This is a genomic window from Bacillus luti (assembly GCF_009739945.1).
GTDB lineage: Bacteria > Bacillota > Bacilli > Bacillales > Bacillaceae_G > Bacillus_A > Bacillus_A luti.
Genome location: NZ_CP040336.1, coordinates 3,943,858 through 3,958,209, shown reverse-complemented (window position 1 = coordinate 3,958,209; position 14,352 = coordinate 3,943,858). Strand labels below are relative to the sequence as shown.

At 36.8% G+C, this 14,352-nt stretch carries 16 protein-coding genes; 8 read left to right on the top strand and 8 right to left on the bottom strand.

What is annotated here, in order from left to right; all coding sequences use genetic code 11:
* Positions 1-64: 64 nt before the first annotated feature.
* Positions 65-433 (top strand): YisL family protein, encoded by a 369-nt coding sequence (locus EUC40_RS20085; protein WP_000233505.1) that lies wholly within the window; start codon positions 65-67, stop codon positions 431-433.
* A gap of 54 nt (positions 434-487) precedes the next feature.
* On the opposite strand, the gene EUC40_RS20080 is transcribed toward EUC40_RS20085, so the two are convergent.
* Positions 488-1,042 carry a DUF2777 domain-containing protein gene (locus EUC40_RS20080; protein ID WP_071711093.1) on the bottom strand — a complete coding sequence of 185 codons (555 nt, stop codon included), beginning with the start codon at positions 1,040-1,042 and terminating at the stop codon, positions 488-490.
* Between the two features lie 239 nt (positions 1,043-1,281).
* Here EUC40_RS20080 and asnB point away from each other — a divergent pair, with 239 nt between their 5' ends.
* The 3 genes from asnB to katB all read left to right on the top strand — a co-directional run bounded on the left by asnB (position 1,282) and on the right by katB (position 5,804).
* On the top strand, positions 1,282-3,129 hold the full coding sequence (gene asnB / locus EUC40_RS20075; protein WP_156576371.1) for an asparagine synthase (glutamine-hydrolyzing): 1,848 nt from the start codon (positions 1,282-1,284) through the stop codon (positions 3,127-3,129).
* 189 nt (positions 3,130-3,318) lie between these two features.
* Entirely contained in the window at positions 3,319-4,278 is a 960-nt protein-coding gene (gene hemH, locus EUC40_RS20070; protein WP_156576370.1) for a ferrochelatase, read from the top strand.
* Positions 4,279-4,337: 59 nt separating this feature from the next.
* Complete coding sequence (gene katB, locus EUC40_RS20065; protein WP_156576369.1) at positions 4,338-5,804, top strand: catalase KatB; 1,467 nt, start codon at positions 4,338-4,340, stop codon at positions 5,802-5,804.
* A 206-nt stretch (positions 5,805-6,010) separates the two neighbouring features.
* On the opposite strand, the gene EUC40_RS20060 is transcribed toward katB, so the two are convergent.
* Positions 6,011-7,243 carry an ammonium transporter gene (locus EUC40_RS20060; RefSeq protein WP_071711088.1) on the bottom strand — a complete coding sequence of 411 codons (1,233 nt, stop codon included), beginning with the start codon at positions 7,241-7,243 and terminating at the stop codon, positions 6,011-6,013.
* Positions 7,244-7,462: 219 nt separating this feature from the next.
* On the opposite strand from EUC40_RS20060, the gene EUC40_RS20055 reads away from it, so the two are divergent.
* Together EUC40_RS20055 and EUC40_RS20050 are read left to right on the top strand one after the other, a co-directional pair.
* A complete protein-coding gene (locus EUC40_RS20055; protein ID WP_244322167.1) occupies positions 7,463-8,758 on the top strand; it encodes an alpha-amylase family glycosyl hydrolase in 1,296 nt (431 codons plus the stop codon).
* Between the two features lie 51 nt (positions 8,759-8,809).
* On the top strand, positions 8,810-9,037 hold the full coding sequence (locus EUC40_RS20050) for a hypothetical protein (RefSeq protein WP_001170025.1): 228 nt from the start codon (positions 8,810-8,812) through the stop codon (positions 9,035-9,037).
* Positions 9,038-9,072: 35 nt separating this feature from the next.
* Here EUC40_RS20050 and EUC40_RS20045 read toward each other — a convergent pair whose 3' ends face one another.
* A complete protein-coding gene (locus EUC40_RS20045) occupies positions 9,073-9,564 on the bottom strand; it encodes a YajQ family cyclic di-GMP-binding protein (RefSeq protein ID WP_001040146.1) in 492 nt (163 codons plus the stop codon).
* Positions 9,565-9,802: 238 nt separating this feature from the next.
* On the opposite strand from EUC40_RS20045, the gene EUC40_RS20040 reads away from it, so the two are divergent.
* Entirely contained in the window at positions 9,803-10,657 is an 855-nt protein-coding gene (locus tag EUC40_RS20040) for a CvfB family protein (protein WP_088231452.1), read from the top strand.
* Positions 10,658-10,708: 51 nt separating this feature from the next.
* On the opposite strand, the gene prsA is transcribed toward EUC40_RS20040, so the two are convergent.
* Together prsA and EUC40_RS20030 are read right to left on the bottom strand one after the other, a co-directional pair.
* Positions 10,709-11,566 carry a peptidylprolyl isomerase PrsA gene (gene prsA, locus EUC40_RS20035; protein WP_071711084.1) on the bottom strand — a complete coding sequence of 286 codons (858 nt, stop codon included), beginning with the start codon at positions 11,564-11,566 and terminating at the stop codon, positions 10,709-10,711.
* A 128-nt stretch (positions 11,567-11,694) separates the two neighbouring features.
* The gene (locus EUC40_RS20030; RefSeq protein WP_156576367.1) at positions 11,695-11,826 is read right to left on the bottom strand and encodes a DUF3941 domain-containing protein; all 132 of its coding nucleotides are present in this window, start codon (positions 11,824-11,826) and stop codon (positions 11,695-11,697) included.
* A 100-nt stretch (positions 11,827-11,926) separates the two neighbouring features.
* On the opposite strand from EUC40_RS20030, the gene EUC40_RS20025 reads away from it, so the two are divergent.
* A complete protein-coding gene (locus EUC40_RS20025) occupies positions 11,927-12,784 on the top strand; it encodes a YitT family protein (RefSeq protein WP_071711083.1) in 858 nt (285 codons plus the stop codon).
* Positions 12,785-12,809: 25 nt separating this feature from the next.
* Here the strand turns inward: EUC40_RS20025 and EUC40_RS20020 are convergent, their stop codons facing one another.
* The 3 genes from EUC40_RS20020 to EUC40_RS20010 form a co-directional block, all read right to left on the bottom strand.
* The gene (locus tag EUC40_RS20020; RefSeq protein WP_071711082.1) at positions 12,810-13,007 is read right to left on the bottom strand and encodes a DUF3813 domain-containing protein; all 198 of its coding nucleotides are present in this window, start codon (positions 13,005-13,007) and stop codon (positions 12,810-12,812) included.
* Positions 13,008-13,148: a hypothetical protein gene (locus EUC40_RS20015; protein ID WP_000516818.1), complete on the bottom strand. Its 141-nt coding sequence runs from the start codon at positions 13,146-13,148 to the stop codon at positions 13,008-13,010.
* A 105-nt stretch (positions 13,149-13,253) separates the two neighbouring features.
* Complete coding sequence (locus tag EUC40_RS20010; RefSeq protein WP_001041234.1) at positions 13,254-14,063, bottom strand: Cof-type HAD-IIB family hydrolase; 810 nt, start codon at positions 14,061-14,063, stop codon at positions 13,254-13,256.
* Between the last annotated feature and the right edge of the window lie 289 nt (positions 14,064-14,352).

The window sequence follows — 14,352 nt, the reverse complement described above, 5'->3', positions numbered from 1 at the left end:
GAAAATAAATGAACATGTTATCATATAGAGTGAAAAAGTGTGAAAAGAGGAGGTAAGGAATACGATGGTACATATGCATATTACAGCATGGGCGTTAGGTTTAATTTTATTCTTTGTGGCGTATTCACTTTATTCGGCAGGAAGAAAAGGTAAAGGTGTACATATGGGGCTTCGCCTAATGTATATACTCATTATTGTGACAGGCTTCATGTTGTACATGAGTATTGTGAAGACAGCAACAGGTAGCATGCACATGTGGTACGGCATGAAAATGTTAGCTGGTATTTTAGTAATTGGCGGCATGGAAATGGTTCTTGTAAAAATGAGCAAAAACAAACCAACAGGGGCGGTTTGGGGCTTATTTATTGTCGCGTTAGTAGCAGTAATTTACTTAGGACTAAAATTACCGATTGGCTGGTACGTGTTCAAATAAAAATAAAACCACCTTTTGATCTCAAGTATTTGGGAGATAAGGTGGTTTTTATTTTTATGTCGCATCGATATGCAACTCTTCTCCATTTACTTTCGTAAAACGGAACGTGTTTTTATTTGAAGTAGCGTGACGGACGAAATGGTGCTGCAGTGCACAAATCATCTCTTCGTTATCGAATAAAAGAATGTTTACTCCTTCGCATGCTTCCTCTTTTGGTAAGAAGGATAAATAATTATGACAATACATGCAATCATATAAAGAGTAGTGAAGGGATTGTAATGATTCAGTTAATAATGTAAAGACAGAATCAGGTAATTCCTCAAGCCATTCATTATAGCTAAGAAGTAATTTTTTTCGAATGCGTATCATTTCACCGTTTTGCAAATGGTGCTGCTCGTTGGCGATTTGTAATATATCTTGTTCGTAGAAACGGGCAGGTAGCCAATTGTTGTTATACAAAATTTCAAACCCATCTTCAGCAATGTCTTCTAATAAAAAAGCTTCTTCATTTTCGTCATCAAAGAACACCCATTCATTATTTATACATTCTACATTACCGACTGTATGAGCGCGGGGTTGGTTATATAAAATATGTTTACGTTGTATCATACATGATTTCTCCTTTATTGAAAGTAGTTATTCTTGTTATAGACAGTTCCTGCATTCTTTATAACTAGACACATCTAGACATAGGTGGGCATACAATAAAACACGTTTTACTGAGTGAGAATGCTATTCCATATGTGGATAGTAGGTTATCGTCAAGTTTGTCATTTTTTTGATCCGCACTCACAGGGTGGGGATTGCTGCTCGTTTAGGAAAAGAAATAAGATGGAAGGATGATTCATATGTGCGGGATTACAGGATGGGTGGATTATAAACGCTCATTAGAAGGAGAAAGAGACGTCGTTACAAAGATGGCTGAAACGTTAGCGAAGCGGGGTCCGGATGATAATAAGGTTTGGATTAAAGGAAATGTTGCATTTGGGCATAAGCGGTTAATCGTTGTGGACCCTGAGGGCGGTAAACAGCCGATGACTTGTTTAAAAGATGAAACGAATTATGCTATTTGCTACAACGGCGAATTATATAATACAGAAGACATTCGAAAGGAATTGTTAAGAAGAGGATATACGTTCAAAGGTCACTCTGATACGGAAGTACTATTAGCTTCTTATATTGAATGGAAAGAAGAATGTGTCGATCATTTAAACGGTATATATGCCTTTGCAGTATGGGATGAGCAGAAAGAGCAAGTGTTTATTGCAAGAGATCGTTTAGGCGTAAAACCGCTATTTTATAAATATGATAGCGGACGATTATTATTTGGATCTGAGCTAAAAGCGATATTGGCGCATCCAGATGTAAAAGCGGAAGTAACGCTAGAAGGATTATCAGAAATATTTGGTCTCGGACCATCTAGAACACCTGGTCACGGTATTTATGCTGGTATAAAAGAATTACGTCCAGGTCATGCGATGACATTTTCAAAGAATGGTTTATGTATATGGAGATATTGGAATGTTGAAAGCAAAAAACATGAAGATTCTTTTGAAGAAACGGTAGAGAAAACGCGTTTTTTATTGCAAGATGCGATTACAAGACAGCTCGTTTCTGACGTACCGTTATGCACTTTTTTATCGGGCGGCGTAGATTCGAGTGCGATTACAGCGATTGCTGCAAAAGAATACGAAAGATCAGGAAAAGGACAATTACACACGTATTCTATTGATTACGAAGATAATGACAAGTATTTTAAAGCAAATGCATTTCAGCCGAATTCAGATGCACCATTTATTAATTTAATGACGGAGACATTTGAAACAATTCATCATCGTTGCGTCATTTCGAATGAACAACTAGCAGAGTATTTAACGGAAGCAGTACTCGTTCGTGATTTGCCTGGTATGGCAGATATCGATTCTTCATTGTTATGGTTTTGCCGCGAAATTAAACAAGATTTTGTCGTCGGTTTATCTGGGGAATGTGCAGATGAAATATTTGGTGGTTATCCGTGGTTTTATAGAGAAGATGATTTACAATCGAGTGCATTTCCGTGGATGCGTTCTACAGAAGCACGTGAACAATTGCTAAAGAAAGAATGGAGAAATAAATTAAATTTACAACAATATGTACAGCAGCGCTATGAAGAATCCATTCAAGAAGTTCCGATTTTAGAGGGAGAAAGCCCAATTGAAGCAAAGAGACGACAATTATTTTATTTAAATATGGTATGGTTTATGACAACATTATTAGACAGAAAAGACCGTATGAGCATGGGCGCAAGCTTAGAAGTACGTGTTCCATTTGCGGATCACCGACTTGTCGAATATGCGTGGAATATTCCTTGGGAAATGAAAATGTATAAAAACCGCGAAAAAGGTCTATTGCGTAAAGCGCTAGAAGGATTACTTCCAAATGATATATTGTATAGAAAGAAAAGTCCGTATCCGAAAACGCATAATCCACACTATACAAAAGCAGTAACAGTATGGTTACAAGGTTTATTAACGGATAAAGGCTCAATTTTACACGAACTATTTGATAAAGAACAGCTAAGTGGATTGATCGAGTCTGGCGGTAGTGCATTTCAAAAACCTTGGTTCGGTCAATTAATGACTGGGCCTCAGCTTTTAGCTCATTTAGCGCAAATTCATGTGTGGTTTAAAGAGTATGGAGTGAATATTAAAGAATAGCAGAAAAGCGGCTTGCATTTATGTGAGTCGCTTTTTTTATTAAAAAAATTGTCAAATAAAATTCAAAATCACCTTATGAATAATACTTAATTAGAATTATTATTTTGACGTACTCATTATTGCTTGTTATAATTGGAAACAAATGTTCTTGAAAAATATTCTCATTTATGAAATTGAGGTGTTATATAGATGGTAAAGAAAAAAATAGGTTTACTCGTAATGGCGTATGGAACACCAGAGTCATTAGATGATGTAGAGGCGTATTATACGCATATTCGTCATGGTCGTAAACCATCTGAAGAAGCGCTCCAAGATTTAGTCGGGCGTTATAAAGCGATTGGTGGAATTTCGCCGCTTGCAAAAATTACGAAAGAGCAAGCGCATAAATTAACAGATTCAATGAATAACATATTTAAAGGGTATGAATTTACGTGTTATTTAGGTTTAAAACATATTGCTCCATTTATAGAAGATGCAGTAGAAGAAATGAAGAGAGATGGGATTGAGCAGGCAATTAGTATAGTATTGGCGCCGCATTATTCAACTTTTAGCATTAAAGCGTATAATGACCGTGCAATTCGTCTTTCGGAGGAAATAGGTGGGCCTGCTATTGAACCGATTGAACAATGGTACGACGAACCGAAGTTTATTTCATATTGGGCAGACCAAATAAAAGAAACATTTACAAAAATTGAAGATAAAGAGAAAGCGGTCGTAATTTTTTCAGCGCATAGTTTACCAGAAAAAATTATTGCAGCAGGTGATCCTTATGTCGAGCAATTACAACATACAGCGGATTTAATTGCAGAGGCTGCAAATATCCAAAACTATACAATCGGTTGGCAAAGTGCTGGGAATACGCCTGATCCGTGGATTGGACCTGATGTGCAAGATTTAACGAAAGATTTATATGAAGAGCATGGCTATGAATCTTTCATATATTGTCCAGTTGGTTTTGTTGCAGAGCATTTAGAAGTTTTGTATGACAACGATTATGAATGCAAGGTTGTAACGGATGAAATAAATGCAGCGTATTTTAGACCGAATATGCCGAATGCACAACCTACATTTATTGATTGCTTAGCTGCAATTGTTTCCAAAAAAATGAAGGAAATAGTTGACAAAGATTTAGTTTTGAATAATAATTAGTTTATAATAATTTTAAATAAATAATAATTACTATGAAAGAAAGAGGAGGATCCCCCTAGATGAATCCAAATAATCGCTTAACAACAAACCAAGGTGCTCCAGTTGGAGACAACCAAAATTCTCGTACAGCTGGTCGCCGCGGACCGGTATTGCTAGAAGACTATCATTTAGTAGAAAAACTTGCACACTTTGATCGCGAACGTATTCCAGAGCGTGTGGTGCATGCACGTGGTGCAGGTGCTCACGGTGTATTCGTAACGAAAAACAGCATGAAGCAATATACGAAAGCGGCATTTTTACAAGATGAAGGAACTGAAACGCCTGTATTTGTTCGTTTTTCAACGGTTATTCATGGTCAAGGTTCTCCAGAAACAGCGCGTGATCCACGTGGATTCGCTGTTAAATTTTATACAGAAGAAGGAAATTATGATATCGTAGGTAATCATTTACCAGTTTTCTTCATACGTGATGCAATTAAATTCCCGGACATGGTGCATTCTTTAAAACCAGCGCCTGATACAAATGTGCAAACACCAGATCGTTACTGGGATTTCATGACGTTAACACCAGAATCTACACATATGATGACGTGGGTATTTTCTGATTACGGTACACCAGCAAATTATCGCGAAATGGAAGGTTTCGGTGTCCATTCATTCAAATGGATTAATGCAGAAGGTAAGATTGTTTACATTAAATATCACTGGAAACCACAGCAATGCGTACGTAATTTAAATGCAAAAGAAGTGCAAGAAGTACAAGGGAAAGACTTCAACCACGCAACTCGTGACTTATTCGATGCGATTGAAAAAGGGAACTATCCAAAATGGGATTTACACGTACAAGTGATGCAGTTAGATGAAACGGATTCTTTAGATTTTGATCCGTTAGATCCAACGAAAGTGTGGCCAGAAGATCGCTTCCCGTTAATTGAAGTAGGAACAATGACGTTAAATCGTAACCCGAAAAACTTCTTCGCAGAAGTAGAGCAAGCGGCGTTTACGCCAAGTGCAACTGTAAATGGTATTGAACCATCTGAAGATAAATTATTACAAGGTCGTTTATTCTCTTACCCAGATACACAGCGTTACCGTCTTGGTGCAAACTATTTACAAATTCCTGTAAACTGCCCGTATGCAGCTGTTCGTAATCAACAACGTGATGGGGCAATGCAAATCGATCAAAACCCATCTACAATTAACTACGAACCAAGCCGTCATACGGAAAATCCGGTTGAAGACAAAGCTTACCGCGATTCAACTATGAAAGTAGAAGGCTACGTATCTCGTGAAAAAATTGAGAAACCAAATGACTTCAAACAAGCGGGTGAGCGTTACCGTTCATTCTCTAAAGAAGAGCAAGATAACTTAATTGCAAACTTAACAAATGACCTAAAAGACGTAAATGAGCGCACGAAATTATTAGCTGTTTGTAACTTCTTCCGTGCAGATCAAGAGTACGGTATGCGTTTAGCGCAATCATTAAATGTTGATATTACGCAATATGTAGGAAATGCTCCGAAATAAATAGAAAAAGACGACCGATCTTCGGTCGTCTTTTTTGTGTGAAATTTAACGGGGGATGTTACGTTTAAAACATGTCGTAATTTATTGGTAAATCGATATGTTGAAAGAATCGCTAATATATGTATGTTGATACTAGATGGGGTATATCGCCAACAAGTACAAAAAAAGAGATGCAATCTACTACCGATAGATTGCATCTCTTTTTTTTAGTTCACTCGCTCAGTATACTCGTAAGCTTTCTCGCCGTGCATTGAAATATCAAGTCCCATATGTTCTTCGTGCTCATCTACCCGGACAGGGAGGAAGAAGTTAATGGCTTTAATAATGGCGTACGTCATGATGATGGTAAATGCATATGTTGCTCCGATTGCTACAAGTTGTTTAAACAGTAAAGCGGTATTTCCGTAAAACAATCCGTTCGCACCATCGCCGTTTACAGTAGTAGTTGCGAATAGTCCTGTTGCAATCCCGCCCCAAGTTCCGCCGATGCCGTGGCATCCAAAAGCATCGAGTGTATCGTCATATCCGAATTTTGTTTTTAAGAAGAAAACAGCGCCGAAACATAATACGCCGCCAATTGCCCCGATAAGAAGAGCGGAAAAGGGTGTAACAAATCCACAAGCTGGCGTAATAGCAACTAGACCCGAAACAACTCCGCAAGCAGCTCCCATCGCAGTTGGCTTTGATTGGAAGAACCATTCAGATAGCATCCAAGTTAGGGCAGAGGCAGCAGCGGCTATATTTGTATTAATAAATGCGGTTAAAGCTACGTCGTTTAAGGATAATGCACTCCCGACGTTAAAGCCGAACCAGCCGAACCAAAGTAGCCCAGCGCCTAGCATTGTAAATGGTAAATGGTGAGGTGAAGTACCATTTATGTTTTTTCGTTTTCCAAGGAATATAGCTAATACAAGGCCGGCAACACCAGAAGTGATATGAACGACGTTACCACCAGCGAAATCTAGCGCGCCGAGTTCTCTTAGCCATCCGCCAACGCCCCATACCCAATGAGCGACAGGATTGTAAACGAGTGTTGTCCATAGAAGGATAAAAATAAGAAAGGCAGAAAATCGCATTCTTTCGGCGAATGCACCTGAAATTAGAGCGGGAGTTAAAATGGCGAACATAAGTTGAAACATCATAAATAAATTGTGAGGAATAGTAGATGAGTAGTCTGGATTTGGTGCGTAGGTAACTCCGTTTAAACCGAACCAATCGAGATTGCCGATAAGGCCATGCCAATCTGGTCCGAATGATAAAGAATAACCGATTACAACCCATTGAATCGAAACGATAGCCATTGCGCTATAACTATGCATTGTTGTGCTCAGTACATTTTTACTACGAACCATGCCTCCGTAAAAAAGTGCTAATCCTGGTGTCATCAACATGACCATTACGGTCGTCACAAACATAAAAACCGTATCTCCTGTATTCATTTTCTCTCCTCCTGTGATGTTAGAAAAAATAACATCGATTTGTTATGTTTCATATCATATTCGAAATAAAAAGAAAAATCAACTAAAAATTCAGAAAACTTTATTATTCATGTTAGATTTTCTGACATGAATAATTTTCAGAGTAATGAAATCAACGTATGCGCTTCGTCTGGATAATTGGTATAATATTCTTACAATTAAAAAACTTGGGGGATGCGTGTGGGAAAAATATGGACTAGGAAACTATTCATTTGCTTTTGTTTAGCTGTCGTTTTATTTGTACCAATACATACTTTCGCAGAAGAAAAAAGAGAATGGCGAGATGAAGTCATATATTCCATTACGATCGATCGTTTTAATAATGGAGAGCCGAAAAATGACAAACGGTTAGACGTTGGTAATTTAGAAGGATATCAGGGTGGAGATATAAGAGGAATTATAAAAAGACTAGATTACATAAAAGAAATGGGATTTACCACTGTTATGCTTTCTCCGCTATTTGAAAGTGGAAAGTACGATGGATTAGACGTACAAAATTTTCAAATAGTAAATGAACATTACGGAACGGAAAATGATGTGAAAGAGCTTGTAACGAAAGCTCATGAAAAAGGAATGAAAGTTGTATTTCAATTTCCGTTTGGAGAAAATGAACAACAAGTAATTGATTCGATGAAATGGTGGATAAAAGAAGTTGATTTAGATGGAAGTTATGTGATACATAGTGAGAAAAAGCCGCATTCCTTTTGGGTTGACGTGCAGAAAGATATGCAAGCGATAAAGAAAGATTTTCGTATTATGACAAAGGAAGATAATGAATATAACAAAAAAATAGTAGAATCGTTTTCCAAGGCGGATGTATCGGTAAAATCGTTATATGCAGTGAGCAAAAAAGAAGGAGAATTTGTTACATTTTTAGATAATCAAGAAACAAAAAGATTTGCACGTATTGCAAAAGAAAATATGTATTACCCGCCGTCTCGTTTAAAAATAGCGCTCACGTACTTATTCACATCGCCAGGGATACCGAATTTTTATTACGGGACTGAAATCGCATTAGATGGAGGGGATGTTCCGGATAACAGAAGGTTAATGGATTTTAAATCAGATGAAAAGTTTATGCAGCACATAACAAAGCTAGGTGAACTTAGGCAAATGAGACCATCTTTACGCCGTGGTACGTTTGAACTTCTATACGATAAAGGTGGAATGAGCATATTTAAACGAAAGTATAAAGATGAGGTAACGTTAGTAGCGATTAACAATACGAAAGAGACGCAAAAAGTTCCTCTTCATGCAAATTTGATTGGAGAAAAAAAGGAATTACGTGGCCTATTGGAAGATGAAATTATAAGGGAAGAAAACGGTCAATTTTATCTCGTTTTAAAGCGAGAAGAATCAAATGTATATAAAGTTAGTGGAGAAACAGGTGTGAATTGGTTATTTATTTCCTTAATCGTCGGTGTAAACATAGTATTCATTGCATTTTTAATTGCGGTTAAAAGGAAACGGAAATGAGTAACTCTTTTCTTTAGTAGTTCGTCTGCAGTTTAAGAAGAGGTGAGATATTTGCAGAAAAAGAAGTGGTTCGCTCTATGGTTTTGTCTTCTTATCGCATTCGTAAGTTTGTATTTGTGGGACAACGGCGGCGAAGGGGAATTTGTTCGATGGGGTGATAGTGTTCATTCTGTTGATACGGCAGTCCTTAAGAGAAATAATATTCAATACAAAATCGAAAACGATAAAGTGTATATTCCGGAAAAATCATTTGATAAAGCAATATATTGCTGCTCATAAAAAGAAAACTCCTCTAATTAAGAGGAGTTTTCTTTTTATCGGTAGTTAATGAACTGTACGTCGATTGGTAAATCAGCACTACGAACAGCTGCGATTACTGCTTGTAAGTCATCACGGCTTTTCGCTGTTACACGTACTTGATCATCTTGTACTTGTGTTTTTACTTTTAATTTCATTTCTTTAATGATGTTGTTAATTTTTTTCGCGTTATCTTTATCGATACCTTGTTGAAGTGTTGCGCGTTGACGAACAGTGTTACCAGTCGCAGCTTCAACTTTTCCGTAATCTAAGTTCTTAATTGGAACGTTACGTTTTACAAGTTTAGAAATTAGAACGTCTTTTACTTGGTCTAATTTGAACTCGTCGTCAGAAGTTAAAACGAGTACTTCTTTTTCTAATTTAATATCACTTTTACTTCCTTTAAAGTCATAGCGATTTTGGATTTCCTTTAATGCGATGTTAATTGCGTTTGTTACTTCAGGTAATTCTACTTTCGAAACGATGTCAAAAGAACTATCTTTTGCCATAGTTAGCACCTCCAAATAAATTTCTAATCTTTTTATGTACTGTACATACTAAAGTATAGCTGAAAACGAGCCTAGACTTAAGTGTTTTCATACTTATATTTATGTAACCTCATTTTATTATAGTGAATTTTGGGCAGTTGGACAAATAAAGGAAAAATCGTGTTATAATTAACTTTTGTTTGGAATGATAAAAAGATAAAAAGTTAATTTTATATATAGAGAAGGGAATTAAAAAAATATGTATTTGCAATTAGGAGCGATTGAGCAAGTAACTGTTTTACGCGAAACAGAAATCGGATATATGGTTGGAAACGAAGAGGAAGAAATCTTCCTACATAAAAACGAAGTAGCTGGAGAAATTGAAGAAGGCGATACGATTGATGTATTCTTATACCTGGATCATCAAAATCGTATTTCAGCGACAATGAAGGAGCCAATCATTACAACGTATGATTGGAACTGGGTAAAGGTTGTAGAAGTTATTCCTAGTTTAGGTGTGTTTGTTGATATTGGTGTATCAAAAGATATACTAATTCCAGCTGATGAGTTTCCAATTTATATGCCAGTATGGCCAGAAGTAGGAGACGAATTATATTGTACGTTAAAATTAACGAATCGTGATCGTCTTATCGCTCTTCCGGCAAGAGACAGCGATATGCAAGAAATTATCGTAGATGCGACGCCATCTATGCGTAATAAAAACGTAAATGGACGTGTGTATCGTTCACTTCAAGTTGGTTCATTCATACTTACTGATGAGCATTTCCGTGCTTTCTTACACCATACTGAAAGAAAAGAACAAGTCCGTATCGGTGAGCGTGTAACGGGCCGTATTATTGACGTGAAAGATGACGGTACAATTAATATTTCACTTCTTCCTCGTAAAGAAGAAGGAATGGAAGATGATGCAGCAGTAATTTATGAATATATGGAAGAACGAGGCGGAGCAATGCCGTTTTGGGATAAGAGTTACCCAGAAGACATTAAAGAACGTTTCAATATGAGTAAAGCTGCATTTAAGCGTGCGCTTGGCAAGTTGATGAAAGAAGAAAAGGTTTACCAAGAAGAAGGCTGGACATACTTCAAGAAGTAAATTGAATAAAAAGCACCGCCTTACTTTTTGTAAAAATAAGGCGGTGCTTTTTTAGTTCTCTGGCTCTGATACAAGTGTAAATGTATCTTTTAAGTCGCTATCATTTATTTTAATATTTGCCTTTTTCAATTCATCTTGTAACAATTTTTGACTGAATGTAGGGTCAGCGATGCGCTCTTCTTCTAAGTTTTTGCGAATAGAGTCTTTTACTTCATTGTAAGGCTTTAAATCTTTTTTATCAGTTAATTTTATAATGTGATAACCGTTCGAAGATTTAACTGGATTGCTAATTTGTCCGACCTTTAGTTTGTAGGCAGCTGTTTCGAATTCAGGTGTCATTGTGCCTGATGCGAAGTATCCGAGGTCTCCGCCTTTCTCTTTTGATAGTAGATCTTGTGATTCTTGTTTTGCTAATTCTTCAAATGAAGCACCAGCGTCTAGTTTTTTCTTTATTTCTTTCGCTTCATTTTCGTCACTTACTAAAATGTGACTCGCTTTAATATCTGGCTTATAGTGGTCTTTCACATCTTTTTCTGTGACGCTTTTCTTAACCGCTTCATTCATAGCAAGTTTGAACTTAATTTGATTTTTGAAATCAGCTTCATCCTTTAAACGGTTGTTTTCTAGTACTGTTTTGAACTGATCTCCATATTGATTTTTCACTTTGTTTACTTCTTTATCTACATCATCGTCAGATACTTTATATTTTTTGGTGATAACGTCTTGTGCCATCATTTCATATAGCATGTCTTTACCATAACGATCTTTTAATTGTTTTTCGAAGTCGCTCTTCGTGATGGTTGAGTCTGTTGCTGAAGCGACTGTAGCCGAGCCGTTTTTTTGTCCACAAGCAGATAGCATTAATATACTTATTAGTGCAGTAATAATGAAAATATGTTTCCCTCTCATGCTAACACCTCATCCGAATATGTTATCGCTATTGTAGAATATAGAAGTGAACATGAAGTGAATTTTTAATGTTTTTCCCTGTAAAATGTAAAAAAGTACATCAACAATTATGTTGATGTACGATGGGATCAAAGGTGATCGGTCTTTTTAGAATAAGTACGCCTACCTTGCTGAATATTTTTTTGTTCTTGCTCATTTTTTTGTGCGCGCTTTGCATTATTATCGCGTGCTTTTTTGTCGTTATCACTCGTATGTGGCATATGTATCAACTCCATTTCTAAACGTTGTACGTTTATCATTTCCTTTTTCGTAAAGACTATGTATAGCGGTGCATTCATGAATAATAAAGGTGGATTGGAAATGGATTTGAAGTTAAATTATACCGAACTTATAAAGAAGTTAATCGTTGTAATCGTCGCAGGTTTATTAAATGCAATTGGGATGAATTTATTTTTAACACCAGCGAAAGTGTACGCGAGTGGTTTTGCTGGATTGTCTCAATTATTATCGCAAATATTAGGTGACTTTTTATCTATTCATATATCTACAGGCGTGTTGTTTAGTTTATTTAATATTCCTGTCGTTATTTTAGCGTGGAAAAAGGTTGGGAAGGCTTTTACGTTTTTTAGTTTTCTTTGCGTAATATTTATGACATTATTTCTAGAAATTATCCCAGTTCGAGCGGTCTCAAATGATATCATCTTGAATGCGATTTTTGGCGGGATTATTTCAGCGATTGGGGTAGGGATTGCTTTAAAGTGGGGTGCTTCTACAGGTGGTTTAGATATTATCGCCATGATTTTATCAAAAATAAAAGATAAACCTGTTGGCACATATTTTTTCTTTTTTAATGCAATTATCATTATCGCTGCTGGCTATGTGTATGGATGGGAAAAAGCGTTATATACTTTGTTGACTTTGTATGTGTCAACGAGAATTATTGATGGGATTCATACGCGTCATGTGAAAATTACAGCGTTAATTGTTACGAAGAATGGTGCAGATGTACGAAAGGCGATTCATTCACGCTTGGTGAGAGGGATTACAACGATACCTGCAACAGGTGCTTATACAAATGAAAATAAAGAAATGTTAATGATTGTTATTACTCGTTATGAGTTATATGAATTAGAGAGAGTTATTAAACAAGTGGACCCAGGTGCATTTACAAATGTACTGCAAACGGTCGGGGTGTTTGGATTGTTTCGAAAAGATTAAAGAGGACCAAAGCTGGTCCTCTTTTTTAATGCAAGTTCGTAATGTTTTGCAATTGCTCTTGCATTTCGCGTAGCTGAGCCTTTTCAGCAGTGGAAGAGTTTGCATAAGCGGATTGCAAAGCGTTTTTTGCTCTATATACGAGATCTTGTTGTTCAGTGCCGCTTGAACAAGAAACGGCGCTTACAACAGCGTCTCTAGCTTGTTGGAATAGTAAGTTACCCATTTAAACCCCTCCAAAAGAAGAGTTGCTTCTCGCTTTTTCTGCCTCAGCTAATGTACCTCTGTACGGGAATCTGGCATCGTGCTTCATAATAGAATCGGCTCCTTGTTGGATAAAACGTTTTGATTTGTTCTTTTTACCCATTCGAAAAACCCCCTTTATTTAGCTGAAAACAATCGACGCGCTGATTTGTGCGTCTAATAATAGTATGAACATTTGGCGAGAAACTATAAGCAGGGAATTTTTAGATTACAGCCCAAGAACCTCTTCTAAATATAGCGCAATCCCATCTTCTTCGTTCGTTAACGTCGTATGATTAGCGAGTGTTTTTAATTCAGGAATGGCATTTCCCATTGCAATGCCGTGACCAGCAAATTCAATCATTTCAAAGTCGTTATCTTCGTCACCGAAAGCGATAATTCGCTCTTTTGGGATGTTGTAATGAGTGGAAATCTTTTGTAATCCGACCGCCTTATTTAATCCGCTTTTCACAATCTCAATAATTGGCCAAGGTGCGCCCCATTTTCTATGGTCGATTACTTCAGCATGCATATCAGTTAAATGTTGACGAATTGCAGTGGAATGCTCGTCATGTGCGTCAATTAACAAGCAAGTTGGATGATCATTTAAAGTATTTAATAAGTCTCCTGTGAAAATCTTTGGAGAACCGAATTCGAAAATATGTTTTTTATCTTCATCAATTTCACGAACATACACATCATCCATTACTTCAGCGTATATATTTTTCACGCCAAAATCAAAGCAAGCTCGGACAATTTCTTGCGCCGTTGCTAATTCAAGAGGAGAGTGATGTGTTCCCCAGTTTGCATCAAGGGGATGGTGTACGTAAGCGCCGTTAAAGTTTACGATAGGTGTGTTCAGGCCAAGTTCTTTATAGTAATCATAACTAGCGCGGAATGGACGCCCTGTTGAAATAACAACGATATGTCCTTGTTCCTTTGCTTTTGCAATTGTATGTTTCGTTCGAGTCGAAATTATTTTGTTGTCTGTTAATAAAGTACCGTCTAAGTCTAAAGCGATTAAATGTTGTTTGTTCATAATTTCACCTCTTATAATAATTTTTTTGTTTTTATCTGTATTTCCGTTTTTAATATGCAGAAATAAGAGGTTAGACTGGGTGAGACCACCATAGATGGAAATTTCACTATATATCCATCTTACGTCTCAAGGTGCTGTGGTGTCTACTATTTATCGTTGGAAATTAAGAAAAGTCAACATTTTTTTGGAAAGTTCAAACAATGTTTCTTTCATTATGGACAAATTGTGAAAAGGGTTACATTGCTCATGTGATGAAGCTTATAATGAACATGTAATCTTCTCGTATATG